General features: G+C 52.5%; 19 protein-coding genes. 6 read left to right on the top strand and 13 right to left on the bottom strand.

What is annotated here, in order from left to right:
* Positions 1 to 194 precede the first annotated feature (194 nt).
* On the bottom strand, positions 195 to 881 hold the full coding sequence (locus ACJHX4_RS11470; protein ID WP_001223200.1) for a tRNA/rRNA methyltransferase: 687 nt from the start codon (positions 879 to 881) through the stop codon (positions 195 to 197).
* A gap of 399 nt (positions 882 to 1,280) precedes the next feature.
* On the bottom strand, positions 1,281 to 1,421 hold the full coding sequence (yjjY, locus tag ACJHX4_RS11475) for a protein YjjY (RefSeq protein ID WP_001295754.1): 141 nt from the start codon (positions 1,419 to 1,421) through the stop codon (positions 1,281 to 1,283).
* A 95-nt stretch (positions 1,422 to 1,516) separates the two neighbouring features.
* On the opposite strand from yjjY, the gene arcA reads away from it, so the two are divergent.
* Positions 1,517 to 2,233: a two-component system response regulator ArcA gene (gene arcA, locus ACJHX4_RS11480; RefSeq protein ID WP_001194358.1), complete on the top strand. Its 717-nt coding sequence runs from the start codon at positions 1,517 to 1,519 to the stop codon at positions 2,231 to 2,233.
* 59 nt (positions 2,234 to 2,292) lie between these two features.
* Here the strand turns inward: arcA and creD are convergent, their stop codons facing one another.
* Genes creD through creA form a run of 4 tightly spaced genes read right to left on the bottom strand, consistent with a single transcriptional unit; the run spans position 2,293 to position 6,302 of the window.
* Positions 2,293 to 3,645, bottom strand: coding sequence for a cell envelope integrity protein CreD (creD, locus tag ACJHX4_RS11485; protein WP_000920358.1), 1,353 nt, complete (start codon positions 3,643 to 3,645; stop codon positions 2,293 to 2,295).
* Positions 3,646 to 3,702: 57 nt separating this feature from the next.
* Entirely contained in the window at positions 3,703 to 5,127 is a 1,425-nt protein-coding gene (creC, locus tag ACJHX4_RS11490; protein ID WP_001219582.1) for a two-component system sensor histidine kinase CreC, read from the bottom strand.
* The gene (gene creB / locus ACJHX4_RS11495; protein ID WP_001188689.1) at positions 5,127 to 5,816 is read right to left on the bottom strand and encodes a two-component system response regulator CreB; all 690 of its coding nucleotides are present in this window, start codon (positions 5,814 to 5,816) and stop codon (positions 5,127 to 5,129) included. Before creB ends, creC begins: the two co-directional genes overlap by 1 nt.
* Before the next feature lie 12 nt (positions 5,817 to 5,828).
* Positions 5,829 to 6,302 (bottom strand): protein CreA, encoded by a 474-nt coding sequence (gene creA, locus ACJHX4_RS11500; RefSeq protein WP_000875487.1) that lies wholly within the window; start codon positions 6,300 to 6,302, stop codon positions 5,829 to 5,831.
* Positions 6,303 to 6,512: 210 nt separating this feature from the next.
* Between creA and robA the strand changes: the two genes are divergently transcribed.
* Positions 6,513 to 7,382 carry an MDR efflux pump AcrAB transcriptional activator RobA gene (robA, locus tag ACJHX4_RS11505; RefSeq protein WP_000371666.1) on the top strand — a complete coding sequence of 290 codons (870 nt, stop codon included), beginning with the start codon at positions 6,513 to 6,515 and terminating at the stop codon, positions 7,380 to 7,382.
* Here robA and gpmB read toward each other — a convergent pair.
* Positions 7,379 to 8,026: a 2,3-diphosphoglycerate-dependent phosphoglycerate mutase GpmB gene (gpmB, locus tag ACJHX4_RS11510; protein ID WP_000942350.1), complete on the bottom strand. Its 648-nt coding sequence runs from the start codon at positions 8,024 to 8,026 to the stop codon at positions 7,379 to 7,381. The two genes, robA and gpmB, sit on opposite strands and share 4 nt — an antisense overlap.
* 51 nt (positions 8,027 to 8,077) lie before the next feature.
* Between gpmB and yjjX the strand changes: the two genes are divergently transcribed.
* Positions 8,078 to 8,605 (top strand): inosine/xanthosine triphosphatase, encoded by a 528-nt coding sequence (gene yjjX / locus ACJHX4_RS11515; RefSeq protein ID WP_001531361.1) that lies wholly within the window; start codon positions 8,078 to 8,080, stop codon positions 8,603 to 8,605.
* Between the two features lie 78 nt (positions 8,606 to 8,683).
* On the opposite strand, the gene trpR is transcribed toward yjjX, so the two are convergent.
* Both trpR and sltY read right to left on the bottom strand, forming a co-directional pair.
* Positions 8,684 to 9,010: a trp operon repressor gene (gene trpR, locus ACJHX4_RS11520; RefSeq protein WP_000068677.1), complete on the bottom strand. Its 327-nt coding sequence runs from the start codon at positions 9,008 to 9,010 to the stop codon at positions 8,684 to 8,686.
* An 89-nt stretch (positions 9,011 to 9,099) separates the two neighbouring features.
* Complete coding sequence (gene sltY / locus ACJHX4_RS11525; protein ID WP_000409419.1) at positions 9,100 to 11,037, bottom strand: murein transglycosylase; 1,938 nt, start codon at positions 11,035 to 11,037, stop codon at positions 9,100 to 9,102.
* A gap of 206 nt (positions 11,038 to 11,243) precedes the next feature.
* Between sltY and ettA the strand changes: the two genes are divergently transcribed.
* Positions 11,244 to 12,911: an energy-dependent translational throttle protein EttA gene (ettA, locus tag ACJHX4_RS11530; RefSeq protein WP_332279024.1), complete on the top strand. Its 1,668-nt coding sequence runs from the start codon at positions 11,244 to 11,246 to the stop codon at positions 12,909 to 12,911.
* Between the two features lie 120 nt (positions 12,912 to 13,031).
* Here ettA and nadR read toward each other — a convergent pair whose 3' ends face one another.
* From nadR to serB, 3 genes are read right to left on the bottom strand one after another with little or no spacing between them, the layout of a single operon-like run.
* Positions 13,032 to 14,264: a multifunctional transcriptional regulator/nicotinamide-nucleotide adenylyltransferase/ribosylnicotinamide kinase NadR gene (nadR, locus tag ACJHX4_RS11535; RefSeq protein ID WP_000093834.1), complete on the bottom strand. Its 1,233-nt coding sequence runs from the start codon at positions 14,262 to 14,264 to the stop codon at positions 13,032 to 13,034.
* Positions 14,265 to 14,284: 20 nt separating this feature from the next.
* Entirely contained in the window at positions 14,285 to 15,667 is a 1,383-nt protein-coding gene (gene radA / locus ACJHX4_RS11540) for a DNA repair protein RadA (protein ID WP_001295751.1), read from the bottom strand.
* Between the two features lie 48 nt (positions 15,668 to 15,715).
* Positions 15,716 to 16,684 carry a phosphoserine phosphatase gene (gene serB, locus ACJHX4_RS11545; protein WP_001132966.1) on the bottom strand — a complete coding sequence of 323 codons (969 nt, stop codon included), beginning with the start codon at positions 16,682 to 16,684 and terminating at the stop codon, positions 15,716 to 15,718.
* A gap of 105 nt (positions 16,685 to 16,789) precedes the next feature.
* On the opposite strand from serB, the gene ACJHX4_RS11550 reads away from it, so the two are divergent.
* Positions 16,790 to 17,434: a YtjB family periplasmic protein gene (locus ACJHX4_RS11550; protein ID WP_000124608.1), complete on the top strand. Its 645-nt coding sequence runs from the start codon at positions 16,790 to 16,792 to the stop codon at positions 17,432 to 17,434.
* 27 nt (positions 17,435 to 17,461) lie between these two features.
* A complete protein-coding gene (gene lplA, locus ACJHX4_RS11555) occupies positions 17,462 to 18,478 on the top strand; it encodes a lipoate--protein ligase LplA (RefSeq protein WP_000105853.1) in 1,017 nt (338 codons plus the stop codon).
* On the opposite strand, the gene yjjJ is transcribed toward lplA, so the two are convergent.
* Positions 18,479 to 19,810, bottom strand: a complete 1,332-nt coding sequence (gene yjjJ, locus ACJHX4_RS11560; protein ID WP_001293116.1) for a type II toxin-antitoxin system HipA family toxin YjjJ — start codon at positions 19,808 to 19,810, stop codon at positions 18,479 to 18,481.
* Positions 19,811 to 19,895: the final 85 nt, after the last annotated feature.

Below are 19,895 nucleotides of genomic sequence, written 5' to 3' on the forward strand. Positions count from 1 at the left end.
ATTTTTATCTGTCTGTGCGCTATGCCTATATTGGTTAAAGTATTTAGTGACCTAAGTCAATAAAATTTTAATTTGATCACGGCAGGTAACCAGTTCAGAAGCTGCTATCAGACACTCTTTTTTTAATCCACACAGAGACATATTGCCCGTTGCAGTCAGAATGAAAAGCTGAAAATCACTTACTAAGGCGTTTTTTATTTGGTGATATTTTTTTCAATATCATGCAGCAAACGGTGCAACATTGCCGTGTCTCGTTGCTCTAAAAGCCCCAGGCGTTGTTGTAACCAGTCGACCAGTTTTATGTCATCTGCCACTGCCAGAGTCGTCAGCAATGTCATGGCTCGTTCGCGTAAAGCTTGCAGTTGATGTTGGTCTGCCGTTGTGTCACTTTTCGCCGGTTGTTGTATTAATGTTGCTAATTGATAGCAATAGACCATCACCGCCTGCCCCAGATTGAGCGAAGGATAATCCGCCACCATCGGCACACCAGTAAGAACGTCAGCCAACGCTAACTCTTCGTTAGTCAGCCCGGAATCTTCGCGACCAAACACCAGAGCGGCATGGCTCATCCATGAAGATTTTTCCTCTAACAGCGGCACCAGTTCTACTGGCGTAGCGTAGTAATGATATTTCGCCCGACTGCGCGCAGTGGTGGCGACAGTGAAATCGACATCGTGTAACGATTCAGCTAGTGTCTTGAAAACTTTAATATTATCAATAATATCACCAGATCCATGTGCGACCCAACGGGCGGCTGGCTCCAGGTACGCCTGACTATCGACAATCCGCAGTTCGCTAAAACCCATCGTTTTCATTGCCCGCGCCGCTGCCCCAATATTTTCTGCTCTGGCGGGTGCAACCAGAATAATCGTTATACGCATATTGCCACTCTTCTTGACCAAATAACCGCGAACAGGGTGATCACCGTCAACTTATTACGCGGTGAGAATTTACAAATTCTTAACGTAAGTCGCAGAAAAAGCCCTTTACTTAGCTTAAAAAAGGCTAAACTATTTCCTGACTGTACTAACGATTGAATTGTTAAAAAATGCTACATATCCTTCTGTTTACTTAGGATAATTTTATAAAAAATAAATCTCGATAATTGGATTCACCACGTTTATTAGTTGTATGATGCAACTAGTTGGATTATTAAAATAATGTGACGAAAGCTAGCATTTAGATACGATCATTTCATCAAACTGTTAACGTGCTACAATTGAACTTGATATATGTCAACGAAGCGTAGTTTTATTGGGTGTCCTGCCCCTCTTAGCCTGTTATATTGCTGTTAAAATGGTTAGGATGACAGCCGTTTTTGACACTGTCGGGTCCTGAGGGAAAGTACCCACGACCAAGCTAATGATGTTGTTGACGTTGATGGAAAGTGCATCAAGAACGCAATTACGTACTTTAGTCATGTTACGCCGATCATGTTAATTTGCAGCATGCATCAGGCAGGTCAGGGACTTTTGTACTTCCTGTTTCGATTTAGTTGGCAATTTAGGTAGCAAACATGCAGACCCCGCACATTCTTATCGTTGAAGACGAGTTGGTAACACGCAACACGTTGAAAAGTATTTTCGAAGCGGAAGGCTATGATGTTTTCGAAGCGACAGATGGCGCGGAAATGCATCAGATCCTCTCTGAATATGACATCAACCTGGTGATCATGGATATCAATCTGCCGGGTAAGAACGGTCTTCTGTTAGCGCGTGAACTGCGCGAGCAGGCGAATGTTGCGTTGATGTTCCTGACTGGCCGTGACAACGAAGTCGATAAAATTCTCGGCCTCGAAATCGGTGCAGATGACTACATCACCAAACCGTTCAACCCGCGTGAACTGACTATTCGTGCACGCAACCTGCTGTCCCGTACCATGAATCTGGGTACTGTCAGCGAAGAACGTCGTAGCGTTGAAAGCTACAAGTTCAATGGTTGGGAACTGGACATCAACAGCCGTTCGTTGATCGGCCCTGATGGCGAGCAGTACAAGCTGCCGCGCAGCGAGTTCCGCGCCATGCTTCACTTCTGTGAAAACCCAGGTAAAATTCAGTCCCGTGCTGAACTGCTGAAGAAAATGACCGGCCGTGAGCTGAAACCGCACGACCGTACTGTAGACGTGACGATCCGCCGTATTCGTAAACATTTCGAATCTACGCCGGATACGCCGGAAATCATCGCCACCATTCACGGTGAAGGTTATCGCTTCTGCGGTGATCTGGAAGATTAATCGGCTTTACCACCGTCAAAAAAAACGGCGCTTTTTAGCGCCGTTTTTATTTTTCAACATTATTTCCAGATACGTAACTCATCGTCCATGGTAACTTCTTTACTGGCTTTCATTTTCGGCAGTGAAAACGCATACCAGTCGATATTACGGGTCACAAACATCATGCCGGCCAGCGCCACCACCAGCACACTGGTTCCCAACAACAGCGCGCTATCGGCAGAGTTGAGCAGTCCCCACATCACACCATCCAGCAACAACAGCACGAGGGTAAACAACATGCTATTACGCCAGCCTTTCAATACCGCCTGCAAATAAATACCGTTCATTAACGCCCCAATCAGACTGGCGATTATCCATGCCACAGTAAAACCGGTATGTTCAGAAAGCGCCAGCAAGAGCAAATAAAACATCACCAATGAAAGCCCCACCAGCAAATATTGCATTGGGTGTAAACGTTGCGCGGTGAGCGTTTCAAAAACAAAGAATGCCATAAAAGTCAGCGCAATCAGCAGAATGGCGTACTTAGTCGCCCGGTCCGTTAATTGGTATTGATCGGCTGGCGTCGTCACTGCGACGCTAAACGCGGGGAAGTTTTCCCAGCCGGTATCATTGCCTGAAGCAAAACGCTCACCGAGATTATTAGCAAACCAGCTACTTTGCCATTGCGCTTGAAAACCTGACTCGCTAACTTCCCGTTTGGCTGGTAGAAAATCACCTAAAAAACTGGGATGCGGCCAGTTGCTGGTTAAGGTCATTTCGCTATTACGCCCGCCAGGCACCACAGAAAGATCGCCGGTACCGCTTAAATTCAGCGCCACATTCAGCTTCAGGTTCTGCTTGCGCAAGTCCCCTTCGGGTAAAGGGATATGCACGCCCTGCCCGCCTTGCTCTAACCCGGTGCCGGGTTCAATGGTCAGCGCCGTACCGTTAACTTCAGGCGCTTTCACCACACCAATACCACGCGCATCCCCGACGCTAATCACAATAAATGGCTTGCCTAAGGTGATATTTGGCGCGTCGAGTTCGCTAAGACGCGAAACATCGAAATCGGCTTTTAGCGTTAAATCACTGTGCCAGACCTGACCGGTATAGATGCCTATCTTGCGTTCTTCCACATTCTGATTGCCATCAACCATCAATGACTCAGGTAACCAAAAATGAATAAAACTTCGTTTCCGCTCCACGGTTTTATCGTCTTCCTGCACCGTATAAAGCTCGGTCACAGGAATAGCGATGAGCGGCCCAACGAGTTTTTGCGGCCCGCTGGTACTTTGGCGAATCACATCTTCCACATCGCTACGGTAATCGGCACGTTCGACAATCACCTGCCGAATCAGCATTATCGGAATCAACAACAGCAATACTGCACCAAACAAGGTGGTCATTTTCCAGAACAGGGGGGATTTCAACATAGTCTTCTCCTTTGCAATGACAGCAGGATACGAAGGCTATGTGGGAAGAATTTGAAGCTATGTGAAGTGACGGTGAAGTCGAAGCGAGGCCAGCACGCCACCTTCCTGCACGTTGCGCAGCGTGACTTCGCCGTTAAACAAACGGGCGACCTCACTGACAAACGCCAACCCCAGACCGCTGCTTTTTTGCCCATTTGCACGCGGCAAAGAGTAAAAGCGTTCAAAAATACGTGACAGCGCGTAGTCAGGAATCCCACTACCGGTATCCAGCACCTTAAGGGTGACGTATTCCTGATCCACTTCGGCGCTTAGCGTTATGCGACCGCTCTCGGGAGTAAAATCGATGGCGTTATCCAGTAAATTCCCCAGCGCCTGCTCCAGTAACGCCGGTTCAGCAGCAACGTTAATCTCAGTAGGCATAACATGCAAAGTGATGTTTTTTTCTGCCAACTGCACGGTGCGCGCTTCGCTGACGCGGCGAAATAATGCCGCCACATCAACAGCAGTCAGAACGACTTCCTGACGATTCTCCAGTCTTGCCTGGCGTAGTAACGTTTCCACCAGTGCCTGCATTCGCGCATTTTGCGTCAGAATGTTGTCGGTAAAACGAGCCACCACTTCCGGCGGCGGACCTTCGCGTAAAATTTCCGCCGCGCCACGAATCGCCGCCAGTGGGCTTTTTAGCTCATGAGTTAACGCATAAACATACTGCTCAATATAGTTTTTCCCTTCCAGCTTCACGCGCATACTTTCCAGCGCCTGCGCGAGTTTACGCAGCTCGCTACTACCGAGATCGGGGAGAGGAACGGGCTTATTGTCAGTGACGGAATCAGCATAGCGAGTGAGCCGGGCAATAGAGCGGTTGATCCACCAAACCATGCCTGCGCCAATCACCAGTGCAATCCCCAACAAAATGGCGCTGGCCCATAAAATTCGCCGCTCGCTACGCTTAATGACCGGGGCCATCGCCGCGTTCGGTTTGCCTACGCTCAAAACGCCAATAAGCCGCGAGCCGTCCATAATCGGCGCGGCAACATACATCACAGAACTTTCGGGATCGGCAGGATTTTGCAACGTGCTGCGCGCACCATACTGACCACGCAACGTTAGCCAGACGTCATTCCAGCGCGAATAATCCTGTCCAACGGCTTTATTTGCCGAATCAAACAATACTTTGCCCTGCGCATCGGTCATATAGACATGATATTCGTTGCGCACTTTGTTAATGCCACCGATATTGGCGCGAAACGGGCGATGTTGTAGCTGATTAAACGCCTGCGCCAGTTGCCCATGCGTTGGGTCCCCAGAGAGCAAATCGGGACGCGCCAGCTCCGCCAGCAACGTTGCGGTGTCGATTAACGTCCCCTCGGTTGCTCTTCGCACGCCCGGTTTAACTTCTTTGACAAAAATAGCCAGTACGAACCAGGCCGCCACCGCCACCAGTAAAAAATAGCCCAGCAACAACCGCATGCCGATACGCATTACAGGCCCCTCAGGCTATATCCCATGCCGCGATGAGTATTAATCGGTGAAAGATCGGGGTTGATGGCGCGCAGCTTGGCACGCAGCGTTTTAATGTGGGTATCGACGGTGCGATCGTAGGTGTCCTGCGCATCTTCCCACACGCTATCCATTAGTTGCTGGCGGGACCAGACGCGGCCCGGCGACTTGAGTAACGTCTTCAGCAATAAAAACTCATACCGCGTCAGCGTTAATGGCGTGTCAAACCAGCTGATCTGCGCCGCAGGTTCATTCAATTCAAAATGACCAATACGGATAACGGGAGACGGCGTCGAGAACTTCTTCACCCGACGCAGTAAGGTGCGCACTCTGGCGCACACTTCGCGAGGTGAAAACGGTTTAGCCACGTAGTCGTCAGCGCCAATTTCCAGCCCAAGCAGGCGATCGACCTCTTCACTTCGGGCCGTCAGGAACAGTACAGGTAACGCCGGATGGAGCGCCAGTAACTGGCGGCACAATTCAAAGCCGCTGATATCAGGCAAACCAACATCGAGAATCATGACATCGGGAACCTGCTGGCGAGCTTTATCCAGCACTGGCAAGCCTCGCTCAAAGACCTCGACGCCAAAACCTTCCTGTTGCAACATGTAGACCAGCGTATCGGCTATCCCTTGCTCGTCTTCTACTAACCAGACCGTTTCCCGTTGCATAAATCGCCTCTGTTATTGCCGCCACGGCATGACAGGAACCGCGCTAATCGCGTTTTTCGGCGAACCTTCTACAACTTTGTCGGAGTAAGCCAGATAAGCGAGCGCGTTGCGTTTAGCGTCATAAAAGCGCACGACCTGTAACGACTTAAAGACCAGGGACGTGCGTTTTTTGAATACTACCTCGCCCTGAGCTTTGCCGTTTTTAATACGATCCGACAGTTCAATCGGCCCGACTTGTTGACAAGAAATGGCCGCATCGGAGGTATCTTCTGCCAGGCCCAATCCCCCTTTAATACCACCGGTTTTCGCCCGGCTCACATAACAGGTGACATTTTTCACATCGGGATCGTCAAAGGCTTCAACAACAATTTTGTGATCCGGGCCGATCATTTTAAATACGGTGTCGACCGAACCAATCTCTTCTGCATGAGCCAATGGCCCCAGCATTATCAGGCTTAAAGAAAGGATTAAATGCTTGTATTTCATATTGTTACCATTTTTATCTATTACACGAGCAATTAGTTCGTCACGGTAAATAACATATTGATTAAGAACAAAATCTCAATACTTTTATTTCCGTCAAGCCCTAAAACATACTCGACTAAGAAAAAAACACTGAATGCTAAAACAGCAAAAAATGCTATTATCCAATTACCTGATGTCAGGTGCTCGTTGTTGAAAGGATGAGGATATTTTATGGATCAGGCCGGCATTATTCGCGACCTTTTAATCTGGCTGGAAGGTCATCTGGATCAGCCCCTGTCGCTCGACAATGTAGCGGCGAAAGCAGGTTATTCCAAGTGGCACTTACAGAGAATGTTTAAAGATGTCACTGGCCATGCTATTGGCGCGTATATTCGTGCTCGTCGTTTGTCGAAATCGGCGGTCGCACTACGCCTGACTGCGCGTCCGATTCTGGACATCGCGCTGCAATACCGCTTCGACTCTCAACAGACATTTACCCGCGCATTCAAGAAGCAGTTTGCCCAGACTCCTGCACTTTACCGCCGTTCTCCTGAATGGAGCGCCTTTGGTATTCGCCCGCCGCTGCGTCTGGGTGAATTCACTATGCCAGAGCACAAATTTGTCACCCTGGAAGATACGCCGCTGATTGGTGTTACCCAGAGCTACTCCTGTTCGCTGGAGCAAATCTCTGATTTCCGCCATGAAATGCGCTACCAGTTCTGGCACGATTTTCTCGGCAACGCGCCGACCATTCCGCCGGTGCTCTACGGCCTGAATGAAACGCGTCCGAGTCAGGATAAAGACGATGAACAAGAGGTATTCTATACCACCGCGTTAGCCCAGGATCAGGCAGATGGCTATGTACTGACGGGGCATCCGGTGATGCTGCAGGGCGGCGAATATGTGATGTTTACCTATGAAGGTCTGGGAACCGGCGTGCAGGAGTTTATCCTGACGGTATATGGAACATGCATGCCAATGCTCAACCTGACGCGCCGTAAAGGTCAGGATATTGAGCGATACTACCCGGCAGAAGATGCCAAAGCGGGAGATCGCCCAATTAATCTGCGCTGTGAACTGCTGATTCCGATCCGTCGTTAACGCTGCAGCTCATCTAATGCAGGGGCGTCCAGATGCGAGATGTCCCCTGCGGTTTCAACCACCCAGCCAGACGCCAGCCACAGGCTTTCCTGATAATCCACGCGCGAAATAGAACAGTTACGCAGACGTAAGCGGCGCTCTGCCCATGCTGGTAATCCGAGAATCGTACTCACCAGGCATCCCAGTGCAATACCATGGCTCACCAGTAGCGGTCGGCTTCCCTGCGGTAAGTCCCGGCAAGATTCCAGTGCCGCATTAACGCGATCGCTGAGCTCCTGCATTGACTCGCCTTCAGGAATACGCCCGTCAACGGTGCCATTGACCAGTTGCCGACGCCAGTTCTCTTCTTCTTCGGTGAGTGAATCGATATTTCTTGTTTCCAGTACACCCATATTTAATTCACGCAGGCGAGAATCAAATATGATGTCACAGCCGCAGGCCTGGGCGATGATTTCCGCCGTGCGCCGGGTGCGTCCTAAATCGCTACTGATGATATGCGTAATGCCAAGCTCTTTGGCACGGGTTGCCACCTGCATCGCCTGTTGCTCACCTTTGGCGGTCAGCGGGCTGTCAGACTGGCCCTGAATACGTCGCTCGGCGTTCCACTGCGTTTCACCGTGGCGGACTAGGTATACCTGTAACATGCTTTTTTTCCGTATACTGCTGTAACGTTAATTTTCTGAGTAATGCTGATTATGCACCAAGTTGTCTGTGCGACCACCAATCCCGCTAAAATTCAGGCCATTCTGCAGGCATTTCACGAGATCTTCGGCGAAGGATCCTGCCATATTGCATCCGTTGCCGTCGAGAGCGGTGTACCGGAACAGCCCTTTGGCAGTGAGGAAACGCGCGCTGGCGCACGAAATAGGGTAGCCAATGCCCGCCGTTTACTTCCTGAGGCTGATTTTTGGGTGGCGATTGAAGCTGGCATCGATGGTGACAGCACTTTCAGTTGGGTGGTGATTGAAAACGCCAGCCAGCGCGGCGAGGCGCGTTCGGCTACTTTGCCGTTGCCTGCGGTGATTCTGGAAAAAGTGCGTGAAGGTGAGGCGCTTGGTCCCGTGATGTCGCGTTATACCGGTATTGATGAGATTGGTCGTAAGGAAGGGGCGATCGGCGTGTTTACCGCCGGGAAACTCACTCGCACCAGCGTCTATCACCAGGCGGTGATCCTGGCGCTGAGTCCGTTTCATAATGCCGTGTATCAGCCATTGCAGGCCTGATTAGGCGTTCACGCCGCATCCGGCATTCGGTGCACGATGCCTGATGCGACGCTGACGCATCTTATCAGGCCTACAAAATCAATCGCTTTTCAGCAACACGTCTTCCAGCCACTGGCGCAGCTCGACGGGCGCGGCTTTCAGACTATTAGATCCACGCGTAATCGTCGCGATGCCCGCGCCGAGTTCATTTTTTAACTCACGCTGGCTCATTTCGCCGCGCAACAGCTCTTCGACAATACGCACGCGAGTCCCCAACGCTTCGCGCTCATCTGGCGTCAGCATCAGGTTTAACAACGGTAAATGGAGATCGTTTTGGTAGGCATTCTTAAGCAGGTCGACAAAACGTAACCACTCCTGGTGACGCTGTTCTGCCATCGCTGCTGAATAGGGTGATTGTTGGGCCATAGTATGTCGCCATTGTTAGCGGGGGAAGCAAAATGCCTCCCCCGGTTGTACTCGCTAAAGAGTACGATAGCATATCATAAACGTGTGGATCAGTAACGACGTCCCCATTCCGTGGCGCTCATCAACGTCGGTTTATCCCCCATGAAATAGCGGTAGTAAGCGTCATAAGCCAGCACGTTTTTCACATAACCGCGCGTCTCGGAGAATGGAATACTCTCGACAAATGCCACTGCGTCGATACGCCCTGCGCTGTTGCCAAGCCAGGTCCGCACCCGCCCTGGTCCGGCGTTATAAGCTGCTGAGGAGAAAATACGGTTATTGCCAAACTGCTGATAAACATATTGCAGGTAACTGGTGCCAATGTTGATGTTCGTTTCCGGATCCAGCAATTGCCCAGGGCTGCTATAACCGGGAATAGAGAACATCTTCACCGTATGGGTCGCGGTACCAGGCATAATCTGCATCAGGCCGCTGGCCCCTACCGGTGATTTCACTTTCGGATTCCAGGCACTCTCCTGACGAGCAATCGCCATCGCATAGCTTTGCGGGATCTCCTTACCACTGGTGTAGCGTTTGAAAAGATCGTTGTAAGCCAGCGGGAATCGCTCTTCCAGATGATCCCACAGCTTCCCGGCGATCGTTGCCTGAACGCTAAGATCCCACCATTGGTTATTGAAAGCATACCGAGCCAGTTGAGCCTGCTCTGTTTTTGACTTGCTCTTCACCAGATTGGCCCACTCGCTACGCGCGGTGTTATCGAGATTCCAGTACATCAACTCGCGCACGCGCGCCATCTCCGGCCCCTGAGTCAGGGCGCTGTCAACATTCTGCGGCGCTTTATCAATCTTCAGCTCATACTCTTCGCCGATGCGTTGTGCAGCAACCATCGGGTAGAAACCACGCTGTTGCATGAGTTGATGCAAAATCTCTTTTGCTTCAGCTTCACGTCCGCGTTCCAGCAGTAAATCCGCCTGCCAGTAACGCCATTCATCTTTCTCTTTCGCTTCCATAGGCAGACGCGCCAGCCAGGTATTCAGGCCGCGACGATCGCCGGTGCCAAGCGCCATTCGCACACGGCGTTCAATAAGCGAAGTAGATTGCGAGCGCATAATCGCGTCATCGCGCCATTTCGCCTGCTCGTCGGTGACATCGTTGCCCATCAAACGCCAGGCGACAATATCGCGCAGCTCCTGAATCTGATCTTCATTAAGCTGCTGTGCCTGAGCAAGCGACGGGATCATCAGCCGTGCATTTTCAGCATCCTGCCGCGCCACACTGGCAAACGCCACCGCCGCCATTTGACGGGTAAAATCGGTCGCGCCGGTTGTACGCGCGAAGGTCAGTACCGTATTAGGGTTGTTCGCCAGTGAAATGATTGCCGAAGCGATAGTCTGGTAATCGGCAGGCATCTGCCCTGCCAGCACTGTTACCAGGCCGGTGTTACCCGCTTTCATCGCCAGACGGATACGCTCTAAATACGCCAGCGGATCTTGTTTACCTGACGCACGCCAGACGCTAAATAACTTGTCACAGGCGTTAGGCTGGCTCTTGCCGGTTAGCCACAGCTCTTTCGCCCCTTGCCAGGCTTCTTCACTCTGCCCGGTGTTCCATTTCGCATAGTAGTAATTACATTGCGCTTCGGTAGTTCCGGGCTTTTCCGGGCTAAAGGCTAACAAGCCACGCCAGTCTTCACGCCGCGCCAGTTCATTGACGAAACGAGATTGCAGCGTGCGAGCGGGAGGAAGCGTGGGGTTAGCGCGAACAAAGTTAGTGACCGTCACCGCCGGTTGATTCATCAGGTCATCAGTGATCTGGCGGTATTCCAGGTAGGGATAAAGTGGGTAATCTTTCAGTCCAGGCATCATTTGTTCGACCACATCCATTTGTCGATTATCCCAGGCCTGCTTAATTTGCGCGTAACGGCTACGCTGCTCATCCAGTGAGTCGGCTCGCGCCACGCTGCTGACCGTCAGCAGACAGACACCGGCAGCCAACAGCCGCCAGGTAACGTGTTTGGCTTTTTCCACAAGCGCATCCTCTAAGTGTAAATACATCAATGCAGCGTCATGCCGCGTAATAGATTTATGCTAACCAGTCATTGCCGTTTACGCCACGTTACGGACACTTTTTTACTTTTACGGGGTGATCGACTGGCTGGGATTAGACAGGGAAACAGGCTACACTTCGCCTTTGAAAACTCATCATCACGATAAACATAGAGGCGAAGTCCAACGTGGCTCAATTCGTTTATACCATGCATCGTGTCGGCAAAGTTGTTCCGCCGAAACGTCATATTTTGAAAAACATCTCTCTGAGTTTCTTCCCTGGGGCAAAAATTGGTGTCCTGGGTCTGAACGGCGCGGGTAAGTCCACCCTGCTGCGCATTATGGCGGGCATTGATAAAGACATCGAAGGTGAAGCGCGTCCGCAGCCAGACATCAAGATTGGTTATCTGCCGCAGGAACCGCAGCTGAACCCGGAACACACCGTTCGTGAGTCCATTGAAGAAGCGGTTTCTGAAGTGGTTAACGCCCTGAAACGCCTGGATGAAGTGTATGCGCTGTATGCCGATCCGGATGCCGATTTTGACAAGCTGGCCGCTGAACAAGGCCGTCTGGAAGAGATCATTCAGGCTCACGACGGTCACAACCTGAACGTTCAGCTGGAGCGTGCGGCGGATGCGCTGCGTCTGCCGGACTGGGATGCGAAAATCGCTAACCTTTCCGGTGGTGAGCGTCGTCGCGTGGCGTTGTGCCGCCTGCTGCTGGAAAAACCAGACATGCTGCTGCTCGACGAACCGACCAACCACCTGGATGCGGAATCCGTAGCGTGGCTGGAGCGCTTCCTGCACGACTTCGAAGGCACCGTGGTGGCGATTACCCACGACCGTTACTTCCTCGATAACGTTGCGGGCTGGATCCTCGAACTTGACCGCGGTGAAGGTATTCCGTGGGAAGGTAACTACTCCTCCTGGCTGGAGCAGAAAGATCAGCGTCTGGCGCAGGAAGCTTCACAAGAAGCGGCGCGTCGTAAGTCGATCGAGAAAGAGCTGGAGTGGGTACGTCAGGGAACTAAAGGCCGTCAGTCAAAAGGTAAAGCACGTCTGGCGCGCTTTGAAGAACTCAACAGCACCGAATATCAGAAACGTAACGAAACCAACGAACTGTTTATTCCACCTGGACCGCGTCTGGGCGATAAAGTGCTGGAAGTCAGCAACCTGCGTAAATCCTATGGTGATCGTCTGCTGATTGACTCCCTGAGCTTCTCGATCCCGAAAGGAGCGATCGTCGGGATCATCGGTCCGAACGGTGCGGGTAAATCGACGCTGTTCCGTATGATCTCTGGTCAGGAACAGCCGGACAGCGGCACCATCACTTTGGGTGAAACAGTGAAACTGGCGTCGGTTGATCAGTTCCGTGACTCAATGGATAACAGCAAAACCGTTTGGGAAGAAGTTTCCGGCGGGCTGGATATCATGAAGATCGGCAACACCGAGATGCCGAGCCGCGCCTACGTTGGCCGCTTTAACTTTAAAGGGGTTGATCAGGGTAAACGCGTTGGCGAACTCTCCGGCGGTGAGCGCGGTCGTCTGCATCTGGCGAAGCTGCTGCAGGTTGGCGGCAACATGCTGCTGCTCGACGAACCAACCAACGACCTGGATATCGAAACCCTGTGCGCGCTGGAAAACGCCCTGCTGGAGTTCCCGGGCTGCGCGATGGTTATCTCGCACGACCGTTGGTTCCTCGACCGTATCGCCACGCACATTCTGGATTACCAGGATGAAGGTAAAGTTGAGTTCTTCGAAGGTAACTTTACCGAGTACGAAGAGTACAAGAAACGCACGCTGGGCGCAGACGCGCTGGAGCCGAAGCGTATCAAGTACAAGCGTATTGCGAAGTAATGCGTAAAATGCCGGATGCGGCGTAAACGCCTTATCCGGCCTACAAACCAAGCAATTTCAATACGTTGTGAATCTCCAGGCCTGATAAGACGCGGTAAGCGTCGCATCAGGCATTGGTTCTTACCTCTGCTCCCCCATCATCTCCCGCACCAGCTCCACGCAGCGCAGAAAACGGCTGTCGTAATCGTCCTCTTCAACCCGCACGAATTCGATATTGTTCTCTTCCAGCATCTCCACCAGCAAGTTCTGGAACTCTTTGCGATCCACCGAACTGCCGAGGCTGCGTAAACCATCCGCCACCCACGGCGTGTTGTTCTCCAGCAGGATCACCAGATCGAAACGGTATTCATCAATCAACGCCTGCACAAACGGATGCTCACGCCCTTCGTACTTTTTGCAGAACGCCTGGGTAGTGACAAAATCGGTGTCGATAAACGCCACTTTATTGGCATATTTCACTGCAAAATCAATATATTGCGCATGTCCCAGCGCGATTTTATCGTAGTCGGAATACTGCAACGCGATCTCATCGCCACCGAGGTGCGAAAAGACATAATCACGACCATATTCCCACGCACTGGTAGTGTTGAAGATATTGGCAAGTTTGTTTACCAGGGTGGATTTACCGCTCGATTCACCACCGAGGATCGCCACGGTACGCACAAAGAATGGCTTCACTTCCGTAGGAATATATTCCCAGTAGCGGAACGGGTTTTCGCGGATCTGCGCACCGCTGATACTCATAAAGGTACGCTTCGGATCGACCAGCACCGTCTCGATCCCCAGATGTTCCATATACTGTGGCGCATCGGCTTCTTCCGAGGTGTAGATCAGGTCCGGCTGAATCCCTTTTTCAGCCATAAACTTTTTGATGCCGTTGCTCCATACATCCCAGCCGTGTGGATATGGCTCCATGCCCTCTTCATTGAAAGCATGAATACGGATATTTTTCTGATATTTAAAGGTTTGCAATAGCCAGCGCAGACGATCCGGCACCGTGGGCTGCTGCGACATGGCGCTGTCTTCGAACAATGCGCGGTCGCGGGTATCGTCAAAACCCATAATGATATGCAGCTCGTCAACCTGGCTACAGGCGCGCTGGATAAGGTAGATATGTCCGGTATGCAGCGGGTAAAACTTACCGAATACGACACCGATCGTTTTCTTCTGCCGGGGAAATTCAAGTCCCAAATAACGGTGCAATGCCTCCAGCTTTTGTGCGCTGGGGCTTTTAATTTTGGCATTCAGTAACTGGCTTAAATACCCTTTGGTCATACCGCTGGCATCAGCTACCTGCTGTAGCGTGCAGCCCTGTTGCTTGATGGCAGTTTTCAGGTAATCAAATGACGACATATCTCCCTCCGTATCTCTCATTATAAGTCGTCGAACACGCTAAGCGCGTCGGAGAGTTTTTTAACGCCAAAAATCTGCATCCCTTCCGGCGTTTTTTTCGGCACGTTAGCCGCCGGAACAATCGCCCGGCGAAAACCGTGTTTCGCCGCTTCTGAGATTCGTTCCTGGCCGCTGGGCACCGGGCGGATCTCCCCTGCCAGCCCGACTTCACCAAACACCACCAGATCCTGCGGTAGCGGTCTGTCACGCAGGCTGGAAACCATCGCCAGCAGTAACGCTAAATCGGCACTGGTTTCCGTCACCTTCACGCCACCGACCACGTTAACAAACACATCCTGATCGGCCATTTGTAGACCACCGTGACGGTGAAGCACCGCCAGCAGGATTGCCAGACGGTTTTGCTCCAGCCCGACTGCCACGCGGCGTGGATTCGCCATCATCGAGTGATCGACGAGCGCCTGAATCTCCACCAGCAGCGGACGCGTTCCTTCCCACACTACCATCACTGAGCTACCGGAGGTCACTTCATCGCCGCGACTTAAGAAAATTGCCGAAGGGTTGCTGACTTCACGCAGCCCCTGCTCGGTCATTGCAAAGACACCCAGCTCATTCACCGCGCCGAAGCGGTTTTTATGGCTGCGTAAGGTGCGAAAACGGGAGTCGGCATCGCCATCCAAAAGCACCGAACAGTCGATACAGTGTTCCAGCACTTTAGGGCCAGCCAGCGAGCCATCTTTGGTTACGTGCCCAACCATGACAATCGCCACACCGCGCGTTTTGGCGAAGCGCGTCAGATAAGCCGCCGTTTCACGCACCTGTGCCACGCTGCCAGGCGATGATTGTACATCCGCCATATGCATCACCTGGATGGAGTCAATTACCATCAGCTTCGGTTGCTCTTCTTCGGCAATCAGGCAGATCTGCTCGATGCTGGTTTCCGACAGCATATTAAGATTGTCAGTCGGCAGGCCAAGGCGATGAGCGCGCATTGCCACCTGTTGCAGCGACTCTTCGCCGGTGACATACAGCGTTTTCATCTGCTGCGCCAGTTTGCACAGCGTTTGCAGCAACAGCGTGGATTTCCCCGCACCAGGGTTACCGCCAATCAGAATGGCGCTTCCCGGCACCACGCCGCCGCCTAATACGCGGTCGAACTCTTTAAATCCGGTGGAAAAACGCGGCAGCTCTTCAAGGCTGATGTCGGAAAGTTTCTGGACTTTTGCCACTCCGGCGCTACCGGCATAGCCACTGAGACGCTCGTTACGCGCCACCGTTGGCGACGCTGCAAGACGCACCTCGGTGATGGTGTTCCAGGCATGACAGGCACTGCACTGCCCCTGCCAGCGCGGATAATCGGCCCCGCATTCATTACAAACAAAGGCGCGTTTTGGAGCTTTTGCCACGATGTACCTCGTTAATGCTGTGCCGCCCGCAGGATGACGGGCGGACAATTACTTCTGATTCAGGCTGCCAGAGAGGATGCAGAATACCCCCATCAGGTCAGCGTGACGGATGGTGACTTCCGTCTTTTCATTCACTTTTGGCTTGGCATGGTAGGCAATCCCCAGCCCTGCCGCTTTGATCATCGGCAGGTCATTGGCTCCATCGCCAATCGCCACGGTCTGCGCCAGCGGGATTTCATACTCCTGCGCGAGGCGGGTCAGGGTTTTCGCTTTATATTGCGCGTCAACGATGTCGCCGATCACATTGCCGGTAAATTTACCGTCCATGATCTCCAGTTCATTGGCTACCACGGCTGTCAGGCGCAGCTTGTCGCGCAGGTATTCAGCAAAGAAAGTAAAGCCGCCGGAGGCAATCGCCACTTTCCAGCCCAGCGTTTCCAGCTTGAGTACCAGCTGCGTTAAGCCTGACATCAGCGGCAGATTTTCACGCACCTGTTGCAGAATATTGGCGTCAGCGCCTTTCAGCGTCGCCACGCGGCTGCGCAGGCTGGCGGTAAAATCGAGTTCGCCGCGCATCGCCCGTTCGGTTACCTCCGCCACCCTCTCGCCCGTTCCGGCCAGTTTGGCAATTTCATCAATACATTCAATCTGGATGGCGGTGGAATCCATGTCCATCACCAGCAAACCCGGCGTGCGCAGGTGTGGGATTTTCCCCAGCGGTGCGACATCCAGTTGCGCTTCATGGGCCAGGCGCGTAGCCCGCGCAGTGAGTGAACCTGCCAGACGAATCACCTGATAATCTTCCACGCACCAGGCGGCAACAATCACCATAGCCGCGCCCAGTTTGCTCTGGTATTGGGTCAGACGTTGTTTATCCAGCCCACGACCATACAGCAGCCAGCCGCTACGACCTGCGTGGTAATCCAGTGGCATCACTTCATCACCACTTAATGAAAGAGGCAGACCAGGCCATAAAGAGACATCTTCAGGCAAGTCGCACCAGGTAATGTTAGGCATTAAGGCTCCTGTAAAATCGTTCGAAGCAGGGAAAATAACGCATGAGGCTACCTTGTATCCATTGCTTCTGGCAACATTAAGTCTCAAATTTTCAAAGGGTGGAAGATGGCTCGCACAAAACTGAAATTCCGGCTGCATCGGGCAGTGATTGTCCTGTTCTGTCTTGCCTTGTTAGTGGCGCTGATGCAGGGGGCGTCATGGTTTAGTCAAAACCACCAGCGACAGCGTAATCCGCAACTGGAAGAACTGGCCCGCACCCTGGCGCGGCAGGTGACGCTAAACGTTGCACCGCTGATGCGTACCGACTCACCGGATGAAAAACGCATTCAGGCGATCCTCGATCAGTTAACGGATGAAAGCCGCATTCTCGACGCAGGCGTATATGATGAACAAGGCGATCTTATCGCCCGTTCTGGCGAAAGCGTCGACGTGCGCGACCGGCTGGCGCTCGACGGCAAAAAAGCGGGCGGCTATTTTAATCAGCAGATTGTCGAACCCATTGCGGGTAAAAACGGACCGCTCGGCTATCTGCGCCTGACGCTCGACACCCATACGCTCGCCACCGAAGCCCAACAGGTGGATAACACCACTAACATTTTACGCCTGATGTTGCTGCTCTCGCTGGCAATCGGCGTAGTGCTGACCCGCACGCTGCTACAGGGTAAACGCACCCGCTGGCAGCAATCGCCCTTCCTGTTAACCGCCAGCAAACCGGTGCCGGAAGAGGAAGAAAGCGAGAAAAAAGAGTGACCCATTACTACAAGAAAGGAAATCGTTATGTCCACATTACGCCTGCTCATCTCTGACTCTTACGACCCGTGGTTTAACCTGGCGGTAGAGGAGTGTATTTTTCGCCAGATGCCCGCCACGCAGCGCGTTCTGTTTCTCTGGCGCAATGCCGACACGGTAGTGATTGGTCGTGCGCAGAACCCGTGGAAAGAGTGTAATACCCGGCGGATGGAAGAAGATAACGTCCGCCTGGCGCGGCGCAGTAGCGGTGGCGGCGCGGTGTTCCACGATCTCGGCAATACCTGTTTTACCTTTATGGCTGGCAAGCCGGAGTACGATAAAACTATCTCCACGTCGATTGTGCTCAATGCGCTGAACGCGCTTGGCGTCAGCGCCGAAGCTTCCGGGCGTAACGATCTGGTGGTGAAAACCGCCGAAGGCGACCGCAAAGTCTCAGGCTCGGCCTATCGCGAAACCAAAGATCGTGGCTTCCACCACGGCACTTTGCTGCTCAATGCCGACCTTAGCCGCCTGGCAAACTATCTCAATCCGGATAAAAAGAAACTGGCGGCGAAAGGCATTACCTCAGTGCGTTCCCGCGTGACCAATCTGACCGAATTGCTACCGGGGATCACCCATGAGCAGGTTTGCGAGGCCATAACCGAGGCCTTTTTCGCCCATTATGGCGAGCGCGTGGAAGCGGAAATCATCTCCCCGGACAAAACGCCAGACTTGCCAAACTTCGCCGAAACCTTTGCCCGCCAGAGTAGCTGGGAATGGAACTTCGGTCAGGCTCCGGCATTCTCGCATCTGCTGGATGAACGCTTTACCTGGGGCGGCGTGGAACTGCATTTCGACGTTGAAAAAGGCCATATCACCCGCGCCCAGGTGTTTACCGACAGTCTCAACCCCGCGCCGCTGGAAGCCCTCGCCGGGCGACTGCAAGGCTGTCTGTACCGCGCGGATATGCTGCAACAGGAGTGCGAAGCGCTGCTGGTTGACTTCCAGGAACAGGAAAAAGAGCTACGGGAGTTGTCGGCATGGATGGCAGGGGCGGTGCGGTAGTTACCCACCCATGCGGGTAACTTTCTCTTCGATTTGCCGGATTTTTTCCGGCATTTCTTGCGCAATGTGGCGAAACGCCTCGCTGATACGCGGATCTCTGGCGACCGTTTGCCAGAACTGCTGCGCCAGCGGGATCGCCGTTAACCATGCGCTTTTACTGATGTTAAGATCAAACTTCACCTCAATGGCAGCATCACGCAGCATTCCGGCGCTGTTTGGCGCATAGGCCATCGGCAGCATGTCGTAGACGGGTGTCAGCGCAAATGGTGGTTCAGATAAATAAAATGATAAATTGCCTGCGTGCATATCGCTGTTGGCGATAAGTCGCCCAAACGCCCAGATCACTTCTGTTTGCGCCACGCTCTGGTGAGTGACAAGTTGTTGCTCACACAAATGCCGCATTGCCTCCGGCCACGATCCCGGAGAAGAGATAAACTCACTTTGCACCGCCTCCAGCGACACAATGGGCAAGCGACCATCGTTACCTTTGCAGTCAAAGCGTTCCGCTTCCAGGAATACCTGCCTGTTACTTGTTACAAGCACCGTTGACTCGATGGCGTGGATCCCGCCGTCACGCAGGATTTGCGCGGCAATAGATTCAGCAATTAGCAGGTCCCCCCAACGTTGGCTGACTGCGGTTTGCTGTGGCACGGTGAATTTCACCAACACATGTTTATTGCCTGACGGCGTTTGTGCATAGCAGGTAAATTTTGGCTGCTCGCCGCCCGCAGAAGAACCCACAATTTCTCCAGCCAGAGCATCGCTTGCCAACTGTTCGTAACGGGTGAGTTTTTGATCCAAAGGAATTTCCGCAGGGCGTTGTGCAGTAATCCATCGCTGATAATTCCCCTCCCCGACCAACCAACCGCCAGTATATTCACCGTTAAATACGGTCAGGGCGTAGAGCACATCTTCTTCCTGCCAGAGACGTATATCATCAGTCAGATTCAGTTGCGCGGCTAACTTTCTGCCCCACGCGCGCCCTAAAAAGCCCTGCGGTCGGAGATCGGTCAAATACCAGGGCAAACCATCAAACCACTGTTCGTCGCCATCTGCGCCTGTTACCAGACAACTTCCCTGTGGCCAGCACAACCGGATGTCGGCGAATTTATGCGCCTTTCCGGCATCGTCCACCCGCCAGACGGGAATACGCTCAATTCCGCGATAAGGACGCAGCAGTACATATCGCGTTGCCCGTGCTTTACCAAAGCGAATCACCCGATTTTCTCTGGCAACAAGGCGTGAGAACGTCGCCTGACTGATTGCCAGACGCTGGCGCAATTCCGGGGCAGAACGCGGCCCTTGCAGTAAAAGATCGGTCAGTTCGCTCATTAATGAATAGATTCGTGAATAGATACTTGAATAGATTTATTAACATATTTCACTGAAAAGTATAGCGAAAATATTCAAGCTGGAG

The organism is Escherichia sp. WS2035, assembly GCF_046487065.1.
GTDB classification, from domain to species: domain Bacteria; phylum Pseudomonadota; class Gammaproteobacteria; order Enterobacterales; family Enterobacteriaceae; genus Escherichia; species Escherichia coli.

Coding starts and splice junctions, on each gene's coding strand:
- ACJHX4_RS11470 (WP_001223200.1), bottom strand. CDS start 881: ATGCGTATAACGATTATTCTGGTTGCACCCGCCAGAGCAGAAAATATT.
- yjjY (WP_001295754.1), bottom strand. CDS start 1,421: ATGACTAAAGTACGTAATTGCGTTCTTGATGCACTTTCCATCAACGTC.
- arcA (WP_001194358.1), top strand. CDS start 1,517: ATGCAGACCCCGCACATTCTTATCGTTGAAGACGAGTTGGTAACACGC.
- creD (WP_000920358.1), bottom strand. CDS start 3,645: ATGTTGAAATCCCCCCTGTTCTGGAAAATGACCACCTTGTTTGGTGCA.
- creC (WP_001219582.1), bottom strand. CDS start 5,127: ATGCGTATCGGCATGCGGTTGTTGCTGGGCTATTTTTTACTGGTGGCG.
- creB (WP_001188689.1), bottom strand. CDS start 5,816: ATGCAACGGGAAACGGTCTGGTTAGTAGAAGACGAGCAAGGGATAGCC.
- creA (WP_000875487.1), bottom strand. CDS start 6,302: ATGAAATACAAGCATTTAATCCTTTCTTTAAGCCTGATAATGCTGGGG.
- robA (WP_000371666.1), top strand. CDS start 6,513: ATGGATCAGGCCGGCATTATTCGCGACCTTTTAATCTGGCTGGAAGGT.
- gpmB (WP_000942350.1), bottom strand. CDS start 8,026: ATGTTACAGGTATACCTAGTCCGCCACGGTGAAACGCAGTGGAACGCC.
- yjjX (WP_001531361.1), top strand. CDS start 8,078: ATGCACCAAGTTGTCTGTGCGACCACCAATCCCGCTAAAATTCAGGCC.
- trpR (WP_000068677.1), bottom strand. CDS start 9,010: ATGGCCCAACAATCACCCTATTCAGCAGCGATGGCAGAACAGCGTCAC.
- nadR (WP_000093834.1), bottom strand. CDS start 14,264: ATGTCGTCATTTGATTACCTGAAAACTGCCATCAAGCAACAGGGCTGC.
- serB (WP_001132966.1), bottom strand. CDS start 16,684: ATGCCTAACATTACCTGGTGCGACTTGCCTGAAGATGTCTCTTTATGG.
- ACJHX4_RS11550 (WP_000124608.1), top strand. CDS start 16,790: ATGGCTCGCACAAAACTGAAATTCCGGCTGCATCGGGCAGTGATTGTC.
- lplA (WP_000105853.1), top strand. CDS start 17,462: ATGTCCACATTACGCCTGCTCATCTCTGACTCTTACGACCCGTGGTTT.
- yjjJ (WP_001293116.1), bottom strand. CDS start 19,810: ATGAGCGAACTGACCGATCTTTTACTGCAAGGGCCGCGTTCTGCCCCG.